The organism is Klebsiella sp. A52, from assembly GCF_018388785.1.
In the GTDB taxonomy this organism is placed as follows: domain Bacteria; phylum Pseudomonadota; class Gammaproteobacteria; order Enterobacterales; family Enterobacteriaceae; genus Klebsiella; species Klebsiella aerogenes.
Window position 1 is genome coordinate 4,916,024 of sequence record NZ_CP074437.1, and the last position, 22,241, is coordinate 4,938,264.

General features: G+C 55.0%; 16 protein-coding genes and 7 tRNA genes. 18 read left to right on the forward strand and 5 right to left on the reverse strand.

Going from position 1 to position 22,241, the window contains the following annotated elements; translation table 11 throughout:
- The first annotated feature begins 29 nt into the window (after window positions 1-29).
- A complete protein-coding gene (locus tag KGA69_RS23310; RefSeq protein ID WP_045392992.1) occupies window positions 30-1,325 on the forward strand; it encodes an MFS transporter in 1,296 nt (431 codons plus the stop codon).
- A 52-nt stretch (window positions 1,326-1,377) separates the two neighbouring features.
- Here KGA69_RS23310 and chiQ read toward each other — a convergent pair whose 3' ends face one another.
- From chiQ to nagE, 4 genes are all read right to left on the reverse strand, one after another.
- Window positions 1,378-1,710 carry a ChiQ/YbfN family lipoprotein gene (gene chiQ, locus KGA69_RS23315; protein WP_045392989.1) on the reverse strand — a complete coding sequence of 111 codons (333 nt, stop codon included), beginning with the start codon at window positions 1,708-1,710 and terminating at the stop codon, window positions 1,378-1,380.
- Between the two features lie 47 nt (window positions 1,711-1,757).
- A complete protein-coding gene (chiP, locus tag KGA69_RS23320) occupies window positions 1,758-3,158 on the reverse strand; it encodes a chitoporin ChiP (RefSeq protein WP_045392987.1) in 1,401 nt (466 codons plus the stop codon).
- Between the two features lie 434 nt (window positions 3,159-3,592).
- Entirely contained in the window at window positions 3,593-5,260 is a 1,668-nt protein-coding gene (glnS, locus tag KGA69_RS23330; RefSeq protein ID WP_045381516.1) for a glutamine--tRNA ligase, read from the reverse strand.
- A gap of 177 nt (window positions 5,261-5,437) precedes the next feature.
- Window positions 5,438-7,390 (reverse strand): PTS N-acetyl glucosamine transporter subunit IIABC, encoded by a 1,953-nt coding sequence (nagE, locus tag KGA69_RS23335; RefSeq protein ID WP_047050118.1) that lies wholly within the window; start codon window positions 7,388-7,390, stop codon window positions 5,438-5,440.
- 314 nt (window positions 7,391-7,704) lie between these two features.
- On the opposite strand from nagE, the gene nagB reads away from it, so the two are divergent.
- From nagB to KGA69_RS23395, 12 genes are all read left to right on the forward strand, one after another.
- Window positions 7,705-8,505, forward strand: coding sequence for a glucosamine-6-phosphate deaminase (nagB, locus tag KGA69_RS23340; protein ID WP_015367707.1), 801 nt, complete (start codon window positions 7,705-7,707; stop codon window positions 8,503-8,505).
- Window positions 8,506-8,607: 102 nt separating this feature from the next.
- Complete coding sequence (gene nagA, locus KGA69_RS23345; RefSeq protein ID WP_015367708.1) at window positions 8,608-9,756, forward strand: N-acetylglucosamine-6-phosphate deacetylase; 1,149 nt, start codon at window positions 8,608-8,610, stop codon at window positions 9,754-9,756.
- Window positions 9,757-9,764: 8 nt separating this feature from the next.
- Window positions 9,765-10,985: a DNA-binding transcriptional regulator NagC gene (nagC, locus tag KGA69_RS23350; protein ID WP_015367709.1), complete on the forward strand. Its 1,221-nt coding sequence runs from the start codon at window positions 9,765-9,767 to the stop codon at window positions 10,983-10,985.
- A gap of 45 nt (window positions 10,986-11,030) precedes the next feature.
- On the forward strand, window positions 11,031-11,783 hold the full coding sequence (locus tag KGA69_RS23355) for an HAD-IIA family hydrolase (protein ID WP_045392984.1): 753 nt from the start codon (window positions 11,031-11,033) through the stop codon (window positions 11,781-11,783).
- Between the two features lie 279 nt (window positions 11,784-12,062).
- Entirely contained in the window at window positions 12,063-13,727 is a 1,665-nt protein-coding gene (asnB, locus tag KGA69_RS23360; RefSeq protein ID WP_015367711.1) for an asparagine synthase B, read from the forward strand.
- Between the two features lie 225 nt (window positions 13,728-13,952).
- A tRNA-Met gene (locus tag KGA69_RS23365) sits at window positions 13,953-14,029 on the forward strand.
- Between the two features lie 9 nt (window positions 14,030-14,038).
- A tRNA-Leu gene (locus KGA69_RS23370) sits at window positions 14,039-14,123 on the forward strand.
- A 23-nt stretch (window positions 14,124-14,146) separates the two neighbouring features.
- Window positions 14,147-14,221, forward strand: a tRNA-Gln gene (locus tag KGA69_RS23375).
- A gap of 36 nt (window positions 14,222-14,257) precedes the next feature.
- Window positions 14,258-14,332: transfer RNA gene (locus KGA69_RS23380), tRNA-Gln, on the forward strand.
- Between the two features lie 23 nt (window positions 14,333-14,355).
- Window positions 14,356-14,432, forward strand: a tRNA-Met gene (locus KGA69_RS23385).
- A 45-nt stretch (window positions 14,433-14,477) separates the two neighbouring features.
- Window positions 14,478-14,552, forward strand: a tRNA-Gln gene (locus KGA69_RS23390).
- A 99-nt stretch (window positions 14,553-14,651) separates the two neighbouring features.
- Window positions 14,652-14,726, forward strand: a tRNA-Gln gene (locus tag KGA69_RS23395).
- Between the two features lie 108 nt (window positions 14,727-14,834).
- Here the strand turns inward: KGA69_RS23395 and ubiF are convergent.
- A complete protein-coding gene (ubiF, locus tag KGA69_RS23400; protein WP_213292693.1) occupies window positions 14,835-16,010 on the reverse strand; it encodes a 3-demethoxyubiquinol 3-hydroxylase in 1,176 nt (391 codons plus the stop codon).
- A 169-nt stretch (window positions 16,011-16,179) separates the two neighbouring features.
- On the opposite strand from ubiF, the gene miaB reads away from it, so the two are divergent.
- The 5 genes from miaB (at window position 16,180) to lnt (ending at window position 21,875) form a co-directional block, all read left to right on the forward strand.
- Entirely contained in the window at window positions 16,180-17,604 is a 1,425-nt protein-coding gene (miaB, locus tag KGA69_RS23405; RefSeq protein WP_045381508.1) for a tRNA (N6-isopentenyl adenosine(37)-C2)-methylthiotransferase MiaB, read from the forward strand.
- 156 nt (window positions 17,605-17,760) lie between these two features.
- Window positions 17,761-18,807 carry a PhoH family protein gene (locus tag KGA69_RS23410; protein WP_045392978.1) on the forward strand — a complete coding sequence of 349 codons (1,047 nt, stop codon included), beginning with the start codon at window positions 17,761-17,763 and terminating at the stop codon, window positions 18,805-18,807.
- The gene (gene ybeY, locus KGA69_RS23415; protein ID WP_042893289.1) at window positions 18,804-19,277 is read left to right on the forward strand and encodes an rRNA maturation RNase YbeY; all 474 of its coding nucleotides are present in this window, start codon (window positions 18,804-18,806) and stop codon (window positions 19,275-19,277) included. Before KGA69_RS23410 ends, ybeY begins: the two co-directional genes overlap by 4 nt.
- A gap of 158 nt (window positions 19,278-19,435) precedes the next feature.
- Window positions 19,436-20,314: a CNNM family magnesium/cobalt transport protein CorC gene (gene corC, locus KGA69_RS23420; protein ID WP_213293154.1), complete on the forward strand. Its 879-nt coding sequence runs from the start codon at window positions 19,436-19,438 to the stop codon at window positions 20,312-20,314.
- 22 nt (window positions 20,315-20,336) lie between these two features.
- The gene (lnt, locus tag KGA69_RS23425; protein WP_047049272.1) at window positions 20,337-21,875 is read left to right on the forward strand and encodes an apolipoprotein N-acyltransferase; all 1,539 of its coding nucleotides are present in this window, start codon (window positions 20,337-20,339) and stop codon (window positions 21,873-21,875) included.
- The last annotated feature ends 366 nt before the right edge of the window (window positions 21,876-22,241 follow it).

Sequence of the window (22,241 nt, forward strand, 5' to 3'; positions counted from 1 at the left end):
CAAGATAAAGACAATGGAGAGCAAACCCTATGACCCAACCAACCTCGCGCGCCGGTACCTTCGGCGCAATTCTCCGCGTAACCAGCGGTAATTTTCTCGAGCAATTCGACTTCTTTCTGTTTGGTTTCTACGCCACCTATATCGCCAGAACCTTCTTTCCGGCAGAGAGCGAGTTCGCGGCGTTGATGCTCACCTTTGCCGTGTTTGGCTCCGGCTTCCTGATGCGCCCCATCGGCGCGGTGGTATTAGGGGCTTATATTGACAGGATCGGTCGCCGCAAAGGGCTGATGGTCACCCTGGCGATTATGGGCTGCGGCACGTTACTGATTGCGCTGGTGCCGGGCTACCAAACCATCGGCGTGCTGGCGCCGGTGCTGGTCTTAATTGGCCGTTTGCTGCAAGGGTTCTCGGCCGGGGTCGAGCTCGGCGGTGTGTCGGTCTACCTGTCGGAAATCGCCAAACCGGGGAAAAAAGGGTTCTATACCAGTTGGCAGTCCGCCAGCCAACAGGTGGCCATCGTCATGGCGGCGCTGATTGGCTACGCGCTGAACGAAACGCTGGGTCACGACGAGATTGCAGAATGGGGCTGGCGCATCCCCTTCTTTATCGGCTGCCTGATTATCCCGCTGATTTTCGTACTCCGGCGTTCGCTGCAGGAGACCGAAGCGTTTCTGCAGCGTAAGCATCGTCCCGATACGAAAGAGATACTGACCACTATTGTTAAAAACTGGCGCATCATCAGCGCGGGCACTTTACTGGTGGCGATGACCACCACCACCTTTTATTTTATTACCGTCTATACCCCAACCTACGGCAGAGCGGTACTGCATCTGAGCGCGCGCGAAAGCTTGCTGGTCACGATGCTGGTCGGTATTTCTAACTTTATCTGGTTACCGATTGGCGGGGCGCTCTCAGACAAGATAGGCCGCCGCCCGGTGCTGATGGGAATTACCATCCTGGCGCTGTTGACCACCTGGCCGGTGATGCAATGGCTCACCGCCGCGCCGGATTTCACCCGCATGACGCTGGTGCTGCTGTGGTTCTCGTTCTTTTTCGGTATGTATAACGGCGCGATGGTGGCGGCGCTAACGGAAGTGATGCCCGTTTACGTCCGCACCGTGGGCTTTTCGCTGGCATTTAGCCTCGCCACCGCTATCTTTGGCGGGCTGACGCCGGCTATTTCCACCGCGCTGGTCGAAATCACCGGTGATAAAAGCGCGCCGGGCTGGTGGCTGATGTGCGCGGCGCTATGCGGATTCGCCGCCACCGCCATGCTGTTCATGCGTCTAAGCCGCGGCTATCAGTCGGCGGAAATACCGCGTTAAAATAGCCACGGGCGGAGTGTGCGCTCCGCCCGTTTTCGCTTAACCGTCTGCTTTACTTCGTGGTGTTATTACTGCGAATCTCCTGCCAGATTTTATCGCAGCGCGCTTTGACCGCCTGGTCATTACCGGTGCGCGTCGCCTGAATACAGGCCTGATAATCCAGCACTCTGACGCTTTCCTGCGTCGCAAACTGCTGATGCGGTTTCTCTTGTTTCAATACGTTCAGTACGCTCTGACAGGCTTCGATCTTGTCCGGATTACCTTCCGCCGTGTTGATACAGGCGCTATAGGCATCTTTCAATTTGGAATCTTCTTTCGGCGCTGGCGACTGCGCGCAGGCGACCAGACCCGATGCCATGATGGCGATGAGCAGCAGTTTTTTCATAGTTATTCTCCCGGAGGGGCGGCAGGCTCACGCCCGCCGCGCAGGCATCAGAAAATGGTGAACGGCGCGATAACCATAAACTTCACGTCACGCTCATCCTGGAAGATGTTGCCGTAACCGCCGCTCCAGCTTGGGATGTCGGAGTGGTTGTCGTATTGCGTGAAGTGCAGTTTGAACATCGTTCCTTTCGCGCGGCCTTCCTGCAGGGTGTAGATGGCATCCAGGCTGTAGGCGGATTCTTTGAGACGATAGTTAGGATCGTAGTAAGCATCCGGGGATGCCATTCTGCCAGGCTTCGCATCCCAGGCGTAAACATAGGACGCGCCAAACGCCCAGCCCGGCATATCCCAGTTCTTCATGTCGTACATCGCGCCGAAGAACACCGCTTTCTCGCCGTTGGCGTTAAAGTCAGAGCGGTTATCCCACCAGATATCGAGACGACCGTTAGAGGAGGCATAGGTTGGCGTCATACGCTGCAGGAAGTAGCCCTGCTGGCCATCGGCTTTCACCCAGGTCCCTTCCAGACGCAGATCCAGCACATCGGCCGCTTTATAACCGAAAGTGATCGCCTGCAGCCACGCGGTGCCGTCGTAGATATCGTTGACGCCGCCGTTGCTGACTTTATCGCGGGTACCGTAGAACTGATAGCTGGTGCTCAACGGTGAACCCGCGATATCAAATTTGTAGCTGGCTTTAGCAAAGTACTGATCGATATAGCCCTGGGCCTGACCAAATGCGGCTTCCAGCACCAGATCGTTTTTAAAATCGTACTTCGCGCCAAGAGAGTGCAGATAGTCAACTTTGGTTTTCTTATCGTTCTGGTAAAAATCATCCATCTCGATATGCCACGGCGCTTTATATTCGTTCGTCCACATATAGGAGAAACTCAGCGCGCCGTTATCGCCGTAGTCGAAGTTCGCCCCGGCTTCAGCCCCCTGATAGGTACCCGGCATAAAGCTCCAGTGCGGCGCCAGCAGCGTTTGTCCGGTCGGCTGAATGTAGCCCGCGCGCGCCCACGCCGGGCCGAATTTAAATTTAGCCGCCGCTTTATACAGGCTTATCCCGCTCTTATCGCCGGTATAATCTTCGCTGTAGGCACGGTTGCTGGAGGAGAAAGCAATTTCGTTCGGGTGGCCGCTGTCGCCGTTTTCCGCCATTTCAATCGCGGTGAAGGCAGCAATATCCAGACCAAACATGTCGGCCGCGTAGCCGGACTGGAAATCCAGGTTGGCGTTCCAGGTAGAATGAGAAAGGTTAGTTTCGTATTTGTCGGTTTCTACGTTTTTACGGTCGCGCTCACGCTGCCAGTAATAGATACCGCCGGTTAAGGTAGAATCATCGATAAAGCCTGCTGCGCTGGCCTGTGGAGCCACAACCCAACCCGACATCGCGGTGACGGCGGCAATAGCCAGCGCCAGCGTACTACGTTTGCCACTAAACGTACGCATGTGCATATCCTCTTTGACGTTTTAAAATTGCGATTGCCAAAGGCAGCTCGCTAAAAAAATAAAAAAATTTGAAAAGCGGTGCGGTTAAAAGGCCGCGAAACCACTATGGATAGACTATTTTTCGTGACGCGAATTATCAATCTCTTTCGCAGAGCAAAGCTTAAGATTATGACAAAGCGCACATAATTTATGTCGTTTTGTTACAGACTTACTTCTCAGTATTTTTAACGATAAGTCATGGTTATATCGGAAAAAAACTGATAATTGATGAAAGCTGAAACGGTTAAATGTAAATATGCAGGCAGGAAGAGATGGGTAATTATTACTGAGTTTTAATAAGATTAATTCGCATCGAAAAAATATCAGTTTTTAATCCACTGATTCTGCAATAAAAAAACGCCGCAGGGCGCGGCGTTTCATGAATACGGCGAGCATTACTCGCCGATTTTAGCCCAGGTGTCACGCAGGCCAACGGTGCGGTTGAAGACCAGATGGCTCTCGGTGGCATAGCGGCTGTCGAGGCAGAAGTAACCTTCGCGCTCGAACTGGTATGCTTTACCCGCCTGCGCTTTCGACAGGCTCGGTTCCGCAAAACCTTGCTTAATGACCAGCGATTCCGGGTTCATTACCGCCAGGAAGTCATCCGCCGCACCCGGGTTCGGTACGCTGAACAGACGATCGTAAAGGCGGATTTCAACCGGCAGCGCGTGCGCCGCGCTCACCCAGTGGATAACGCCTTTAACCTTGCGGCCATCGGCCGGGTCTTTGCTCAGGGTATCGGCATCGTAAGTACAGAAGATGGTAGTGATATTACCTTCTGCATCTTTCTCAACGCGTTCCGCTTTGATCACGTAGGCGTTGCGCAGACGCACCTCTTTACCCAGCACCAGACGCTTGTACTGTTTGTTGGCTTCTTCACGGAAGTCCGCGCGATCGATCCAGATCTCAGCGCTGAACGGAACCTCGCGGCTGCCCATTTCCGGCTTGTTCGGATGGTTCGGCATCGCCACCATTTCACTTGCGCCCTGCGGATAGTTTTCGATAACCAGTTTAACCGGATCGATCACCGCCATCGCGCGCGGGGCGTTTTCGTTCAGATCTTCACGAATGCACGACTCCAGCGACGCCATCTCAATGGTGTTGTCCTGTTTGGTCACGCCGATGCGTTTGCAGAACTCGCGGATGGATTCAGCGGTATAACCACGACGGCGCAGACCGGAAATAGTCGGCATACGCGGGTCATCCCAGCCTTCAACGTGCTTCTCGGTCACCAGCTGATTCAGCTTACGCTTGGACATCACGGTGTATTCGAGATTCAGGCGCGAGAATTCATACTGACGCGGATGCACCGGAATACTGATGTTGTCGAGCACCCAGTCGTACAGACGACGGTTGTCCTGGAACTCCAGGGTACACAGCGAGTGGGTGATACCTTCCAGCGCATCGCTGATGCAGTGGGTGAAGTCGTACATCGGGTAGATGCACCACTTGTTGCCGGTCTGATGGTGTTCCGCAAATTTAATGCGATACAGCACCGGGTCACGCATCACGATGAACGGCGACGCCATATCGATCTTGGCGCGCAGGCAGGCTTTGCCCTCTTCGAAGCCGCCGGTGCGCATTTTTTCGAACAGCGCGAGGTTCTCTTCCACGCTGCGATCGCGGTATGGGCTGTTTTTACCCGGCTCTTTCAGGGTACCGCGGTATTCGCGGATCTCGTCGGCGGACAGCTCGTCAACGTAAGCCAAACCTTTGTTGATCAGCTCAACCGCATACTGATGCAGCTGATCGAAGTAATCAGAGGAGTAGCAGACATCGCCGGACCAGTGGAAACCTAACCACTGCACGTCGTTTTTAATCGACTCTACGTATTCGATATCTTCTTTAACCGGGTTGGTGTCATCGAAACGCAGATTACATTGACCCTGATAATCCTGGGCGATGCCGAAGTTCAGGCAAATGGATTTTGCATGGCCAATGTGCAGATAGCCGTTCGGTTCCGGCGGGAAGCGGGTATGAACGGTGGTGTGCTTACCGGTAGCCAGATCTTCATCGATGATCTGACGGATAAAGTTAGTCGGGCGGGCTTCTGCCTCACTCATCACGGGTTCCTCAAAGCGTAAACAACGTATAACGGCACATGATCTTACAAGCAGGACGCAGAGACAACTATTAGTTACGCAAAATACGTATCTGTTGTTGGATATGGGGGTATTTGCTGCAAAAAAAAGCGGCGCAGGTTTCGCTGCGCCGCTGAGGCAAAACTCTACTCAGGAGCCTTACTTGCCTTTAATCTCGAACAACGGCGTTTGGCCGGCGACAACGTTACCCGTTGCCTGAATCACCAGCGCGCTGTAATCATCGCTGTTGCTGCAGACGACCGGACTAATCATCGAGCGAGCGTTGGCGTTGAGGAACGCCAGATCCATTTCCAGAATCGGCTCGCCGGCTTTCACCTGTGCGCCCTCTTCAACCAGACGTTTAAAGCCTTTGCCTTCCAGCGCGACGGTATCGATGCCCATATGGACGACGATTTCCGCGCCGTTATCGGTTTCCAGGCAGAACGCGTGGTTGGTGTTGAAGATTTTCACCACCGTACCGGCCGCCGGCGCGACAACGATGTTATCGGTCGGTTTCACCGCGACACCGTCACCGACGGCTTTGCTGGCGAAGGCTTCATCCGGTACCAGCTCAAGCGCAACCACTTCGCCGGTAATCGGGGAAACCAGCGCTTCGACGGTTTTAGCGTTGGCAACCGCCTGCGGTTTGGCCACAGGCGCGGCGGCTGGCGCGCTGTCAGTCGAGGCAGCCGCTGCGGCAACCGGGCCACGCGCCACCACTTTCTTCATCGCGTCGCCCACGGATTCCGCTTTCGCGCCAACGATGACCTGGATGGTCTGTTTGTTCAGTTTCACTACGCCGGAGGCGCCGAGACGTTTACAGGCGGCATCGTTGACTTTCGCCGAGTCGCCGACGGTCAGACGCAGACGGGTGATACAGGCATCAATAGCTTTCAGGTTATCGGTACCGCCTACGGCTGCGATGTAGTTGGTCGCCAGCTGAGTCAGACCTTCTTCGGTGTTGCTGTTAGCTTCTTCAGTCACGACGTCGTCGGTTTTATCTTCACGACCCGGCGTTTTCAGGTTGAACATGCGGATAACCGCGCTGAACAACAGGAAGTAAACGAAGAAGAACACCACGCCCATCACCAACAGCATCCAGACGTTTTTGCTGGCTGCCGGCAGGCTGTACATCAACACGTAGTCGATAGCGCCCGCGGAGAAGGAGAAGCCCGCATGGATACCCAGCGCCGTTGCGATGAACAGGCTGATACCGGTCAGGATTGCGTGCAGGAGGTACAGCAATGGCGCCAGGAACATAAACAGGAATTCCAGCGGCTCGGTCACACCGGTCAGGAACGCGGTGATGGCGACGGACAGCAGCATACCGCCGACCATCGGACGACGCTCTTTCGGCGCAGCCAGATACATCGCCAGCGCCGCGCCCGGCAGACCGAACATCATGATCGGGAAGAAGCCGGACATGAACATCCCCGCGGTGCCGTCACCGGCGTAGAAGCGGTTGATGTCGCCGTGGAAGACCGCGCCCGCGGCGTTGGTGAACTCGCCAATCTGGAACCAGGCAATGGTGTTCAGCACCTGATGCAGACCGGTTGGGATCAGCAGACGGTTGATGAAACCGAAGATACCGGAGCCCAGCGCGCCCGCAGAGACGATCCATTCGCCGCCCGCATGAATAGCGTGCTGCACCGGCGGCCAGACATAGCCGAAGATAGCGGCCAGCACCAGACAGAAGAAGCCGGTAGCGATCGGTACGAAGCGTTTGCCGCCGAAGAAGCTCAGGAAGTCTGGCAGTTTAATGCCGGCCCAGCGGTTATAAACAGCACCCGCGACCAGACCGGTAATGATACCCGCCAGTACGCCCATGTTAATTTCCGGGTTAATGGTGACCATCGCTTTGGTCATCACGAAATAACCTACCGCGCCGGCCAGCGCCGCAGAACCCGCGTTATCCTTGGACCAGCTTGATGCCACGCCGATGGCGAAGATCAACGCTAAGTTGTCAAAGATTGCCCCACCCGCTTGCGCGATGAAGGGTACGTTCAGCAGATCTGGTTGCCCGAATCGCAGCAGCAATGCCGCGACCGGCAGCACTGCGATAGGGAGCTGTAAAGCCCTACCCAGCCGCTGAAAGAAACCTAAAATATTCATCTTATTCCCCCTATGAGACCCCGATGAGGCTCATTTCAAAGCCACTTTTTTATTGTGTAACAAGGTCGGATTTATCACTTACCGGCAAAGTGTGTGAAAAATTAATTCGTATCGCAAATTAAACGGGTATTTTTTGTGACTATAATCACCAAATATCGTATTCACCCCTCCCTTTGACTGGCTAACATCGAAAACTTATTTTATCATTCAAAAAATCAACACGGATTGACCCCGGTCGGCGCAGTTGCTGCAATACTCTTCATAGTATGCTGGCGCCAATCCGCCAGGTTCTAATTTAACTATAGAGGTGAAGAATGAGACTGATCCCCCTGGTAACAGCTGAACAAGTAGGTAAATGGGCTGCCCGTCATATCGTTAACCGCATTAACGCGTTCAAACCGACCGCGGACCGTCCGTTCGTACTGGGTCTGCCTACCGGTGGTACGCCTCTTACCGCTTACAAAGCGCTGGTTGAAATGCATAAAGCAGGCCAGGTTAGCTTCAAGCACGTTGTTACCTTCAACATGGATGAGTATGTTGGCCTGCCGAAAGAGCATCCGGAAAGCTATCATAGCTTCATGCACCGCAATTTCTTTGACCATGTTGATATTCCAGCTGAAAATATCAACCTGCTGAATGGTAATGCGCCGGATATCGATGCAGAATGCCGTCGTTATGAAGAAAAAATTCGCTCCTACGGTAAAATCCACCTGTTCATGGGCGGCGTAGGTAACGATGGTCATATCGCGTTTAACGAACCGGCCTCTTCTCTGGCATCCCGTACCCGTATTAAAACCCTGACCCATGACACCCGCGTGGCCAACTCTCGTTTCTTCGATGGCGACGTGGATCTGGTGCCGAAATATGCGCTGACCGTGGGCGTGGGTACCCTGCTGGATGCGGAAGAAGTGATGATTCTGGTGCTGGGCCATCAGAAAGCGCTGGCGCTGCAGGCGGCGGTAGAAGGTAACGTCAACCACATGTGGACCATCACCTGTCTGCAGCTGCATCCGAAAGCGGTTGTGGTCTGCGACGAGCCGTCCACGATGGAACTGAAAGTGAAGACCCTGAAATATTTCAACGAATTAGAAGCTGAAAATATTAAAGGTCTGTAATGTAGTCCGTCCCGCGCCCTGGCGTGGGACCATCTTTTTCTTTGTATGCAACGCCAGAACAGTGCGAGTTGAGCTGGTGGGGCGTATATACCGGGGGTCGTAATGTATGCATTAACCCAGGGCCGGGTTTACACCGGTCATGAAATTCTCGATGACCATGCGGTTGTTATCGCCAATGGCCGTATCGAACGTCTCTGTCCGCTGGCTGATTTGCCGTCTGAAATTGAGCAACGCTCGGTCAACGGCGCGATTATTGCCCCCGGTTTCATCGACGTCCAGCTGAACGGCTGCGGCGGCGTGCAGTTCAACGATAGTCCGGATGCGGTCACCGTCGAAACGCTGGAAATTATGCAGAAAGCGAACGAACGTTCCGGCTGCACCAACTTCCTGCCGACGCTGATTACTTCCAGCGATGATCTGATGAAGCAAGGCATCCGCGTCATGCGCGAATACCTGCAAAAACACCCCAACCAGGCGCTGGGTCTGCATCTGGAAGGACCGTGGCTGAATATCGTCAAGAAAGGCACCCATAACCCGGACTACGTGCGTAAACCGGACGCCGCGCTGGTTGATTTCCTGTGCGACAACGCCGACGTTATCACCAAAGTGACGCTGGCCCCTGAGCGCGTCGAGCCGGAAGTGATCCGTAAACTGGTCGCCGCCGGCATCGTGGTTTCGGCAGGCCACTCTAACGCGACGCTGAAAGAAGCGAAAATCGGTTTCCGCGCCGGTATCACTTTTGCGACGCACCTTTATAATGCCATGCCGTATATTACCGGCCGTGAACCGGGCCTGGCCGGCGCCATTTTCGACGAGCCGGATGTCTACTGCGGTATCATCGTTGACGGCATGCACGTCGACTACGCCAACGTGCGTAACGCGAAACGGCTGAAAGGCGATAAACTATGCCTGGTGACCGACGCCACCGCGCCGGCAGGGGCTAATATTGACCAGTTCATTTTTGCTGGTAAAACAATATACTACCGTAATGGTCTGTGCGTGGATGAAAACGGCACTCTCAGCGGTTCTTCGCTGACCATGATTGAAGGGGTACGTAACCTCGTTGAACATTGCGGCGTGGCGTTGGATGAAGTGTTGCGTATGGCGACGCTCTACCCGGCGCGCGCGATTGGCGTGGACAAGCAGCTCGGTAGCATTGCGCCGGGTATGGTCGCTAACCTGACCGCTTTCAGCCGCGATTATAAAATCATCAAGACCATCGTTAATGGTAACGAGGTCGTCACTGAGTAAGTAAAAGTATGACAGCAGGCGGACAAGCTCAAATTGGTAACGTCGATCTGGTAAAACAGCTGAACAGCGCGGCCGTCTATCGGCTGATTGACCAACATGGTCCCATCTCGCGCATTCAGATAGCGGAACAAAGTCAGCTTGCCCCTGCCAGCGTAACCAAAATTACGCGTCAGCTTATTGAGCGCGGCCTGATCAAAGAAGTCGATCAGCAGGCCTCCACCGGGGGGCGCCGCGCCATCTCTATCATCGCGGAAACCCGCAATTTCAACGCTATCGGCGTGCGGCTAGGCCGCTATGACGCCACCCTGACCCTTTATGATTTAAGCAGTAAAACGCTGGAAGAAGAGCACTTCCCGCTGCCGGAGCGTACCCAGGAAACGCTCGAGCACGCGCTGCTGAATATCATCGCCACCTTTATTGAAAATTGTCAGCGCAAAATCCGCGAGCTTATCGCCATTTCGGTCATTCTGCCGGGGCTGGTCGACCCTGAAAGCGGCGTTATCCGCTATATGCCGCATATTCAGGTGGAGAACTGGGGGCTGGTCGAAGCGCTGGAAAAACGCTTTAACGTCACCTGTTTTGTCGGCCACGATATCCGCAGCCTGGCGCTGGCCGAGCACTATTTTGGCGCAAGCCAGGATTGCGAAGACTCTATTCTGGTGCGCGTACACCGCGGTACCGGCGCGGGCATTATTTCCAACGGGCGTATTTTTATCGGCCGTAACGGCAACGTTGGCGAAATTGGCCATATCCAGGTCGACCCGTTAGGCGAGCGCTGTCACTGCGGCAACTTCGGCTGTCTGGAAACCGTCGCCGCGAACGCCGCTATTGAGCACCGTGTCCGCCATCTGCTTGAGCAGGGCTATCAAAGCCGTATCACGCTTGATGACTGCAATATCAAAACTATCTGCAAAGCGGCAAATAAAGGCGATGCGCTGGCCTGCGAAGTGGTCGAATACGTTGGCCGTCATCTGGGCAAAACCATCGCCATCGCTATCAACCTGTTTAACCCGCAAAAAGTGGTGATTGCCGGTGAAATCGTCGAGGCGGAAAAGGTGCTGCTACCGGCCATTGAAAGCTGTATCAACGGCCAGGCGTTGAAAGCGTTTCGCCACAATCTGCCGGTGGTACGCTCGACGCTCGATCACCGCTCAGCCATCGGCGCCTTTGCGCTGGTCAAGCGCGCGATGCTCAACGGCATCCTGCTACAGCATTTGCTGGAAAGTTAATCCAGCTTTATAGTTTCGCCTTTCGTTAATGATGTTGGACTGTTCATGACCATTCAAAACGTAATTTGTGATATCGACGGCGTGCTGATGCACGATAACGTGGCTGTTCCCGGCGCCGCTGAATTTATCAAGCGCATCCTGGATAAAGGTATGCCGCTGGTGATGCTGACCAACTATCCTTCGCAAACCGGACAGGACCTGGCCAACCGCTTCGCCACCGCCGGTATCGAAGTGCCGGATACCGCGTTCTACACTTCCGCCATGGCCACCGCCGATTTCCTGCGTCGCCAGGAAGGTAAGAAGGCCTACGTGGTTGGCGAAGGCGCGCTCATCCACGAATTGTATAAGGCTGGCTTCACCATCACCGACGTTAATCCTGATTTCGTCATCGTTGGCGAGACCCGCTCCTTTAACTGGGAAATGATGCATAAAGCGGCTTTCTTTGTCGCCAACGGCGCGCGCTTTATCGCCACCAACCCGGATACTCACGGCCGCGGCTACTACCCTGCTTGCGGCGCGCTCTGTGCGGGGATTGAAAAAATCTCCGGCCGGAAACCGTTTTATGTCGGTAAGCCGAGCCCGTGGATTATCCGTTCCGCGCTCAACAAAATGCAGGCCCACTCCGAGCAAACGGTGATCGTCGGCGATAACCTGCGTACCGATATCCTCGCCGGTTTCCAGGCGGGCCTTGAGACCATTCTGGTGCTCTCCGGAGTCTCCACGCTGGACGATATCGATAGCATGCCGTTCCGCCCGTCGTGGATTTATCCGTCGGTCGCCGAAATCGACGTTTTTTGAGCCGAAACCACGTCCCAGGACGTGGTTTTTTATTTATAGCGCCGCTAAAAATAGATTCATCTAATGAAAATGGCTTATTGCTAAACATTCATCAATAAATCTGCGACAAACATACGCATTTTTCAACATTCAACAATCAGTATTGCACTTTTTACTTTTCCGCCGGTAAATCTCTTGCGCCCCACTCTCCTTTACGGCATTTTCTTTAACACGCACTAAGACCTTGCAAGAGACGAGGTCTGCACAACATCACCACATGACAGGGTAACGGAGAAGGCTATGTGTTCTATTTTTGGCGTACTGGATATTAAAACTGACGCAGGCGAACTGCGTAAAAAGGCACTGGAACTTTCCCGCCTGATGCGCCACCGCGGACCGGACTGGTCCGGCGTTTATGCCAGCGATAAAGCGATTCTCGCCCACGAACGTCTGTCGATAGTCGACGTCAACGCCGGGGCCCAGCCGCTCTATAACCAACAAAAAACCCATGCGCTGGCGGTCAACGGTGAAATCTACAACCACCAGGCGCTGCGCGCCGAATATGGCGACCGCTACCAGTTCCAGACCGGTTCCGACTGTGAAGTGATCCTCGCGCTGTACCAGGAAAAAGGGCCGGAGTTCCTCGATGAACTGCAGGGAATGTTTGCCTTCGCGCTGTATGACAGCGAGAAAGACGCTTACCTGATTGGCCGCGACCATATCGGTATTATCCCGCTGTATATGGGCCACGATGAGCACGGCAACTTCTATGTCGCCTCCGAAATGAAAGCGCTGGTGCCGGTTTGCCGCACGATTAAAGAGTTCCCTGCAGGTAGCTACCTGTGGAGCCAGGATGGTGAAATTCGCCAGTACTATCAGCGCGACTGGTTCGACTACGACGCGGTAAAAGACAACGTCACGGATAAAAACGAACTGCGTCAGGCGCTGGAAGAGTCGGTGAAAAGCCACCTGATGTCGGATGTCCCTTACGGCGTGCTGCTTTCCGGCGGCCTGGACTCTTCGGTGATTTCGGCCATTACCAAAAAATACGCCGCACGCCGCGTTGAAGATCAGGAGCGCAGCGAAGCCTGGTGGCCGCAGCTGCACTCATTCGCGGTCGGCCTCGAAGGCTCCCCTGACCTGAAAGCGGCACAGGAAGTCGCAAACCACCTCGGCACCGTGCATCACGAAATTCACTTTACGGTGCAGGAAGGGCTGGATGCGATCCGCGACGTTATCTATCACATCGAAACGTATGACGTGACCACCATTCGCGCCTCGACGCCGATGTACCTGATGTCGCGTAAAATTAAAGCCATGGGCATTAAAATGGTGCTCTCCGGCGAAGGCTCCGATGAAGTATTCGGCGGCTATCTCTACTTCCACAAAGCGCCGAATGCCAAAGAACTGCATGAAGAAACGGTGCGAAAACTGCAGGCGCTGCACATGTTTGACTGCGCCCGCGCCAACAAAGCGATGTCCGCCTGGGGGGTAGAGGCCCGCGTACCGTTCCTCGATAAGAAATTCCTCGATGTGGCGATGCGCATCAACCCGCAGGATAAAATGTGCGGCAACGGCAAAATGGAAAAACATATTTTGCGCGAATGCTTTGAGTCCTATCTGCCGGCCAGCGTCGCCTGGCGCCAGAAAGAACAGTTCTCCGACGGCGTAGGCTATAGCTGGATTGATACGCTGAAAGAAGTGGCGGCAAAACAGATTAGCGACCAGCAGCTGGAGACGGCGAGCTTCCGCTTCCCGTACAACACGCCGACCTCTAAAGAAGGTTATCTGTACCGCGAAATCTTCGAAGAGCTGTTCCCGCTGCCAAGCGCGGCGGAATGCGTCCCCGGCGGCCCGTCCGTCGCCTGCTCTTCGGCGAAAGCCATCGAGTGGGATGAAGCGTTCAAAACCATGAACGATCCATCAGGACGCGCGGTCGGCGTCCACCAGTCGGCTTATAAGTAAGCCATTCTGGCGAATAACGGATCCTACGGGGTCCGTTTTTTTATGCCGAATTTGGCAAATAAAAACGATAAATAATCAATTCTTGCCGATTATTGCAGCATGCTGTTCGCAACCTAACCAAACAGTCACATTACGACGATTTTCCTTGAAAAAGTGGTTGACGCTCGCAGGCCCAATACGCATAATGCGCCCCGCAACGCCGATAAGGTAACGCGAAAAAAAGATGGCTACGTAGCTCAGCTGGTTAGAGCACATCACTCATAATGATGGGGTCACAGGTTCGAATCCCGTCGTAGCCACCATCTTTTTTTGCGGGAGTGGCGAAATTGGTAGACGCACCAGATTTAGGTTCTGGCGCCGCAAGGTGTGCGAGTTCAAGTCTCGCCTCCCGCACCATTCACTAAAAAGCGTTGCACGGATGGGGTATCGCCAAGCGGTAAGGCACCGGTTTTTGATACCGGCATTCCCTGGTTCGAATCCAGGTACCCCAGCCATATTTCTTCGATATTTGCGGTTAGCCGCGACGGTATTGGGGTATCGCCAAGCGGTAAGGCACCGGTTTTTGATACCGGCATTCCCTGGTTCGAATCCAGGTACCCCAGCCATCGAAGAAACAGCATGACAATTTGGCTACGTAGCTCAGCTGGTTAGAGCACATCACTCATAATGATGGGGTCACAGGTTCGAATCCCGTCGTAGCCACCATATTCAGGACTATCGGTTAACATCGGTAAATCCGTAAAAATTTGTTGGGGTATCGCCAAGCGGTAAGGCACCGGATTCTGATTCCGGCATTCCGAGGTTCGAATCCTCGTACCCCAGCCAAATTCAAAAGACGTTCCTCTGTGAACGCAACCTGTTGAGGTATCGCCAGGCTGTAAGGCCACCGGACTGAGTCCGGCACACGAAACACCAGCAGACAATTGGGGTATCGCCAAGCGGTAAGGCACCGGATTCTGATTCCGGCATTCCGAGGTTCGAATCCTCGTACCCCAGCCACTCATTAACAAAAAAGCTCACTTCGGTGAGCTTTTTTGCTTTCTGCTGATGGCTATTTCCCCGCCGGGGACTGCAAAACCTGCCCGCAGTCCCATGGGAATAGACTTACTACAATCCTAATGCATACTTCAATGCCTGGCGTTTCAATACTCCGGCACGTTCGGCTGCCATCAGGCCAATATTACGCAGCACGCGCACCGGCGCTAAATCGTTGCTAAAGCCCGCATAGAACAGATCCATGCCGGATTGCATAATAAAGTTATCCGCCCGGCGCCGCGCCTGATAGCGCTTCAGCACCGGCAGGCTGGACCAGGCTTCACCGCGACCGCGGGCTTCCGCCAAAATATCCAGCAGCGCGTCAACGTCGCGATAGCCAAGGTTGACCCCCTGCCCCGCCAACGGATGAATGGTATGCGCCGCATCCCCAACCAACGCCAGTCCCGGTTGCACGTACTGCAACGCATGACGGCGGGTTATCGGGAAGGCGCCGGCGCTCATTGGCGTCACGCTGCCCAGACGTTTTGGGAAATGCGCGGTGATTTCCTGCTGCAGTTGGGCCATCGACATCGCCTGCAGCTGGCGGATGCGCGCCGGGGTGTCGTACCACACCAGCGACGCCCAGTTATCAAATAGCGGCAGGAACGCGCGCGGCCCGCTGGGGGTAAACTGTTGCCAGGTACTATCGCCGGGATCGTCGGCGCACTGCACGCTAATTAGCATACAGGATTGCTGATATTGCCACGCCTGCACGCCAATGCCGGCCAGCTCGCGCACCTGCGAATTCGCGCCGTCGGCGCCGATCGCCAGTTGCGCCGCGCAAACGCTCTCATCACTCAGGCGCAGCGAAACGCCCTGCGGCTCACGATTAAGCTCGCTTAACGTCACGCCAACCCGCAAGGTCACCTGCGGATGGGCTTCGAGCGCCTGCCACAGCGCCAGCTGTAGCACGTTATTTTCCACCATATAGCCAAGCTCAGGCAGCTTCAGTTCGGCGGCATTAAAGTCAACGTGCGCGCTTTCCCACTCCCAGGTTTCAAGTCGCCGATAAGCATGCGCGCGCATACCACGCACCGCCTCCCAGACGCCGAGGCTTTTGAGCAGGCCGACCGACGACGCGCTGATCGCCGAAATACGCACATCCGGCGCCGCAGCGCCATCAAAGGCCGGAGGCGCGTGTTTTTCTATCACCGCTACCGAAAACCCGTGTTGCGCCAGCCCCAGCGCCAGCGCGCCGCCGACCATTCCGCCGCCGACGATGGCGATATCTGTTGCATGAATTGTCATGGCAATTATCCTTAAAGCTGATTTCCTTAAGTTTACCGGATTTTTTGCGCCTTGCGGGGATCGTGGTCGCACTGGTCAGGTGGCAACCAAAGCATTACAATGCGTACCCTGCAAACGAATTCTAATTCTTAACTTATACCCGTCTTTATAATTGAGCATGAGCAAGTCGATGACAAAAAAACTCCATATTAAAACCTGGGGCTGTCAGATGAACGAATACGATTCATCCAAGATGGCCGATCTGCTGGATGCCACCCATGGGTATCAACTCACAGAAGTGGCCGAAGAAGCGGACGTGCTGCTGCTCAACACCTGCTCAATTCGCGAGAAGGCGCAGGAAAAAGTGTTCCATCAGCTTGGCCGCTGGAAACTGCTAAAAGAGAAAAAACCCGGCGTCATTATCGGCGTCGGCGGCTGTGTCGCCTCCCAGGAAGGCAAGCTGATTCGCCAGCGCGCCCATTACGTTGACATTATTTTTGGCCCGCAGACGCTGCACCGCCTGCCGGAGATGATCGACGCGGTGCGCAACAACCATAAACCGGTTATCGACGTGAGCTTCCCGGAAATCGAAAAATTCGACCGTCTGCCGGAACCGCGCGCCGAGGGGCCGACCGCCTTCGTTTCCATCATGGAAGGCTGCAACAAATATTGTACTTACTGCGTGGTGCCCTATACCCGCGGTGAAGAAGTGAGCCGTCCGTGCGACGATATTCTGTTTGAAATCGCCCAACTGGCGGCGCAAGGGGTGCGTGAAGTCAACCTGCTGGGGCAGAACGTTAACGCCTGGCGCGGTGAAAACTACGACGGCACGACCGGCAACTTTGCCGATCTGCTGCGTCTGGTCGCCGCCATCGACGGTATCGATCGTATTCGCTTCACCACCAGCCACCCGATTGAGTTTACTGACGATATCATCGAGGTCTATCGCGATACCCCTGAACTGGTGAGCTTCCTGCATTTACCGGTACAGGCCGGTTCCGATCGCGTACTGAACCTGATGGGCCGTACCCACACCGTGCTGGAATATAAAGCGATTATCCGCAAGCTGCGCGAAGCGCGCCCGGATATCCAGATTAGCTCCGATTTTATCGTCGGCTTCCCTGGCGAAACGACGGAAGACTTCGAAAAAACCATGAAGCTGATTGCCGAGGTTAACTTTGACGTCAGCTACAGCTTTATCTTCTCTGCCCGCCCGGGCACCCCGGCGGCGGATATGGTCGACGATGTCTCTGAAGCCGATAAAAAACAGCGTCTGTACATTCTGCAGGAGCGTATTAATCAGCAGGCGATGGCATGGAGCCGCCGCATGCTCGGCACCACCCAGCGTATTCTGGTAGAAGGCACGTCGCGTAAGAGCCTGATGGAGCTCTCCGGGCGCACCGAGAACAACCGCGTGGTGAACTTCGAAGGCACGCCGGATATGGTCGGTAAATTCGTCGACGTGGAAATCGTCGATGTCTACACTAACTCATTACGCGGCAAAATCGTCCGCACCGAAGACGAGATGGGGCTGCGCGTCGTGGAGTCGCCGGAGTCGGTCATTGCGCGTACGCGTAAAGAAAACGATCTGGGCGTCGGCATCTATCAGCCGTAATCCCCGCAGGCCTGTCGGTTCCGACAGGCCTTGCATTTCCCCTCCTCGCCCCTATATCTACAGCAATGCTTGCGCCATATTCCCGTGACGTGAATAATTTCCTTATTGGCCGGATGACGAACGCCCTCCGGCAACACGCGTAATAAGAGGAACAGTTTGAACATAGAAACCCGTGAAATTACCCTGGAGCCAGCGGACAATACCCGCCTGTTAGCGCTGTGCGGCCCGTTTGACGACAACATCAAACAGCTGGAGCGCCGGTTGGGGATTGAGATCAACCGCCGCGACAATCATTTTAAACTGACCGGCCGCGCGATCTGCGTGCACGCCGCGGCCGATATTCTGACAAGCCTGTATGTCGATACCGCGCCAATGCGCGGCCAGATTCAGGATATTGAACCGGAACAAATCCATCTGGCTATTAAAGAAGCCCGGGTGCTCGAACAGAGCGCCGAGAGCGTGCCGGAATACGGTAAGGCCATCAATATCAAAACCAAACGCGGGGTCATCAAACCGCGTACGCCAAACCAGGCGCAGTACATCGCCAACATCCTCGACCACGACATTACCTTTGGCGTCGGGCCGGCGGGTACCGGTAAAACCTACCTCGCGGTTGCCGCGGCGGTCGATGCTCTGGAACGCCAGGAGATTCGGCGTATTCTGCTGACTCGTCCTGCGGTCGAAGCGGGCGAGAAGCTTGGCTTCCTGCCGGGCGACTTAAGCCAGAAGGTTGACCCCTATTTGCGCCCGCTGTATGACGCGCTGTTCGAGATGCTCGGCTTTGAGAAAGTCGAGAAGCTGATTGAGCGCAACGTGATTGAAGTCGCGCCGCTGGCCTATATGCGCGGGCGTACGCTGAATGACGCCTTTATCATTCTCGACGAAAGCCAGAACACCACCATCGAACAGATGAAGATGTTCCTGACCCGTATCGGCTTTAACTCGAAAGCGGTTATCACCGGCGACGTTACCCAGATTGACCTGCCGCGTAATACCAAATCAGGCCTGCGTCACGCCGTTGAAGTGCTGGCGGAAGTCGATGAAATCAGCTTCAACTTCTTCCACAGCGAAGATGTGGTTCGCCATCCGGTGGTCGCCCGCATCGTCAATGCCTATGAGGCATGGGAAGAAGCCGAACAAAAACGTAAAGCAGAACTGGCCGCCGAGCGCAAACGCGAAGCCCAGGAACAGGAGCAAAAATGAGTCAGGTGATTCTCGATTTACAGCTGGCCTGCGAAGACACCAGCGGTCTACCGGACGAAGCCCTCTTTCAACGCTGGGTGGATGCCGTCATCCCGCAATTCCAGGAAGAGTCAGAGTTAACGATTCGCCTGGTGGATGTCGCCGAAAGCCACGAGCTGAACCTGACCTATCGCGGCAAGGATAAGCCGACTAACGTCCTCTCCTTCCCTTTCGAAGCCCCGCCGGGCATTGAGATGCCGCTGCTCGGCGATCTGATCATCTGCCGCCAGGTGGTTGAACAGGAAGCCAAAGAGCAGGAAAAACCGCTGGAGGCCCACTGGGCGCACATGGTCGTGCACGGTAGCCTGCACCTGCTGGGCTACGATCATATCGAAGACGACGAAGCGGAAGAAATGGAAGGCCTCGAAACAGAGATAATGCTTGCTCTGGGCTATGAGGATCCGTACATTGCCGAGAAGATTGCTGAATAGTAACTTGCCGGATGACGGCGCGAGCGCCTTATCCGGCCTACATTCATGCGTATCGAAGGCCTGACAGGCGTAGCGCCATCAGGCTAAACATGCCGTACGACGCTGAGTTTACGCGCGACGAGCGACAATTAAATCAACACGAGAACCCATACGACGCCATGAGCGACGACAATTCACACAGTAGTGACACAGTAAACAGCAAAAAGGGATTTTTCTCCCTCTTACTCAGCCAACTTTTTCACGGTGAACCCAAAAACCGTGATGAATTATTGGCGCTGATCCGTGACTCCGGGCAAAACGAGCTTATCGATGAAGATACGCGCGACATGCTCGAAGGGGTAATGGATATCGCCGACCAGCGCGTCCGCGATATTATGATCCCGCGCTCGCAAATGATTACCCTGAAACGCAACCAGCCGCTGGACGAGTGCCTCGATGTGATCATCGAATCCGCCCACTCGCGTTTCCCGGTCATTAGCGAAGATAAAGATCACATTGAAGGGATTCTGATGGCTAAGGATCTGCTGCCGTTTATGCGCAGCGACGCCGAAGCTTTCAGCATGGAAAAAGTGTTACGCCCGGCGGTTGTCGTGCCTGAAAGCAAGCGGGTTGACCGCATGCTAAAAGAGTTCCGCTCGCAACGTTATCATATGGCAATCGTCATCGACGAGTTCGGCGGCGTCTCCGGCCTGGTGACGATTGAAGACATCCTTGAGCTTATCGTCGGCGAAATCGAAGACGAGTATGACGAAGAGGAAGATATCGATTTCCGTCAGCTAAGCCGTCATACCTGGACGGTACGCGCGCTGGCATCGATTGAAGACTTCAATAAAGCCTACGGCACCCACTTCAGCGATGAAGAGGTCGATACTATCGGCGGGCTGGTGATGCAGGCCTTTGGTCATCTGCCGGCCCGCGGCGAGTCGATTGACATTGATGGTTACCAATTCAAGGTCGCAATGGCTGACAGCAGACGTATTATTCAGGTCCATGTAAAGCTTCCTGATGATGCGCCGCAGCCGAAGCTGGAAGACTAATTTAACGGGACGATTAACCTAAATGGTATTTGCCTCTTTACTTGAACGCCAGCGCGTACGTCTGCTGCTGGCGCTGTTATTCGGAGCCAGCGGAACGCTGGCTTTTTCACCTTACGACTTCTGGCCGGCGGCCATCGTCTCGCTGTTTGGTCTGCAGGCGCTCACTCTTAACCGTCGCCCGCTACAGAGCGCCTGGATTGGCTACTTCTGGGGGCTTGGGCTATTCGGCACCGGTATTAACTGGGTTTACGTTAGCATCGCGCAGTTCGGCGGCATGCCGGGCCCGGTTAACGTTTTCCTCGTTGCCCTCCTGGCGGCCTATCTATCGCTGTATACCGGCCTTTTCGCTGGGCTCCTCGCGAAACTGTGGCCGAAAACCAACTGGATCCGTCTGGCCATCGCCGCGCCTGCGGTCTGGCAAATTACCGAATTTCTCCGCGGCTGGGTATTGACCGGTTTCCCGTGGCTGCAGTTCGGCTATAGCCAGATTGACGGCCCGCTGAAAGGTCTGGCGCCGGTGATGGGCGTTGAGGCGATAAACTTTCTGTTAATGGTGGTCAGCGGTCTGCTGGCGCTGGCTATTGTGCAACGCAGCTGGAAACCGCTGCTGATCGCCGCGGTGCTGTTTGCCCTGCCCTTCCCGCTGCGTTACATTCAGTGGTACCAGTTGCTGCCGGCACGCGCGACGGAAGTCTCGCTGGTGCAGGGCGATATCCCGCAGGCGATGAAATGGGATGAAAACCAGCTGGTTAATACCCTGAAAACCTACCTCGATCTCACCCAGCCGCATATGGGTAAATCGCAGCTGATTATCTGGCCGGAATCTGCGATCCCGGATCTGGAAATCAATCAGCAGCATTTCCTCAGCATGGTTGATGACCTGATGCGGGCCAAAAATAGCTCGCTGATTACCGGTATTGTCGATGCGCGGCTCAATAAACAAAACCGCTACGATACCTACAACACCATAATTACGCTGGGTAAAGATAATCCGTACAGCTACGACTCGACCAACCGCTACAACAAGAACCATCTGGTGCCGTTCGGCGAATTTGTGCCGCTGGAGTCGATTTTACGCCCGCTGGCGCCGTTCTTCGATTTGCCGATGTCCTCGTTCAGCCGCGGTCCTTACGTGCAGCCGCAGCTGGTGGCACATAACCTGAAACTCACGGCGGCAATTTGCTACGAAATTATTCTCGGCGAACAGGTCCGCGATAATTTCCGCCCGGATACCGATTACCTGCTGACCATCTCCAACGATGCGTGGTTTGGTAAATCGATCGGCCCGTGGCAGCACTTCCAGATGGCGCGGATGCGCGCGCTGGAGCTGGCGCGCCCGCTGCTGCGCAGCACCAACAACGGTATTACCGCCGTTATCGGCCCGCGTGGTGAAATTCAGGACATGATCCCGCAGTTTACCCGCGCGGTGTTGACCACTAAGGTCACGCCAACCACCGGCCTGACGCCGTATGCCCGTACCGGCAACTGGCCGCTGTGGGCGTTAACCGCCCTCTTCGGCTTTGCCGCGCTGGTGATGAGCCTGCGCCAGCGTCGTCGCTAACCTTCTCCGCCGGGCTGCCGCCCGGCCAACTCCCGGCGGCGTTTGTCGCCGGTGACTCTTCCCAGCTTTACGCTCACTTGCGCCAATCTGGCACGCCCATTGCTTAATTTCCCCCTGTAGACGATTTTGACCGCGGTTGCACCGGGGTTGCACCGAAAGCGTTCGCACTTCGCGCCATGTTGGTGCAACAAACCATTTTTGCCCATAAATGGTGCGGAGTGCTTCGCAAAAATAAACAATAACGCATCAAAATCTTTACATTAAGCCAAACTAAATGCTAACAAGCTCATACAAATACTGCACTTTAAGATTGCAGACGATTCCCGAAAGCGCCGCCTTACGGCAGAGCTAACTGGAATAACAACA

What these genes read in the sequence shown, in the direction of transcription:
- KGA69_RS23310 (WP_045392992.1), top strand. Translation starts at nt 30, where the DNA reads ATGACCCAACCAACCTCGCGCGCCGGTACCTTCGGCGCAATTCTCCGC.
- chiQ (WP_045392989.1), bottom strand. Translation starts at nt 1,710, where the DNA reads ATGAAAAAACTGCTGCTCATCGCCATCATGGCATCGGGTCTGGTCGCC.
- chiP (WP_045392987.1), bottom strand. Translation starts at nt 3,158, where the DNA reads ATGCGTACGTTTAGTGGCAAACGTAGTACGCTGGCGCTGGCTATTGCC.
- glnS (WP_045381516.1), bottom strand. Translation starts at nt 5,260, where the DNA reads ATGAGTGAGGCAGAAGCCCGCCCGACTAACTTTATCCGTCAGATCATC.
- nagE (WP_047050118.1), bottom strand. Translation starts at nt 7,390, where the DNA reads ATGAATATTTTAGGTTTCTTTCAGCGGCTGGGTAGGGCTTTACAGCTC.
- nagB (WP_015367707.1), top strand. Translation starts at nt 7,705, where the DNA reads ATGAGACTGATCCCCCTGGTAACAGCTGAACAAGTAGGTAAATGGGCT.
- nagA (WP_015367708.1), top strand. Translation starts at nt 8,608, where the DNA reads ATGTATGCATTAACCCAGGGCCGGGTTTACACCGGTCATGAAATTCTC.
- nagC (WP_015367709.1), top strand. Translation starts at nt 9,765, where the DNA reads ATGACAGCAGGCGGACAAGCTCAAATTGGTAACGTCGATCTGGTAAAA.
- KGA69_RS23355 (WP_045392984.1), top strand. Translation starts at nt 11,031, where the DNA reads ATGACCATTCAAAACGTAATTTGTGATATCGACGGCGTGCTGATGCAC.
- asnB (WP_015367711.1), top strand. Translation starts at nt 12,063, where the DNA reads ATGTGTTCTATTTTTGGCGTACTGGATATTAAAACTGACGCAGGCGAA.
- ubiF (WP_213292693.1), bottom strand. Translation starts at nt 16,010, where the DNA reads ATGACAATTCATGCAACAGATATCGCCATCGTCGGCGGCGGAATGGTC.
- miaB (WP_045381508.1), top strand. Translation starts at nt 16,180, where the DNA reads ATGACAAAAAAACTCCATATTAAAACCTGGGGCTGTCAGATGAACGAA.
- ybeY (WP_042893289.1), top strand. Translation starts at nt 18,804, where the DNA reads ATGAGTCAGGTGATTCTCGATTTACAGCTGGCCTGCGAAGACACCAGC.
- corC (WP_213293154.1), top strand. Translation starts at nt 19,436, where the DNA reads ATGAGCGACGACAATTCACACAGTAGTGACACAGTAAACAGCAAAAAG.
- lnt (WP_047049272.1), top strand. Translation starts at nt 20,337, where the DNA reads ATGGTATTTGCCTCTTTACTTGAACGCCAGCGCGTACGTCTGCTGCTG.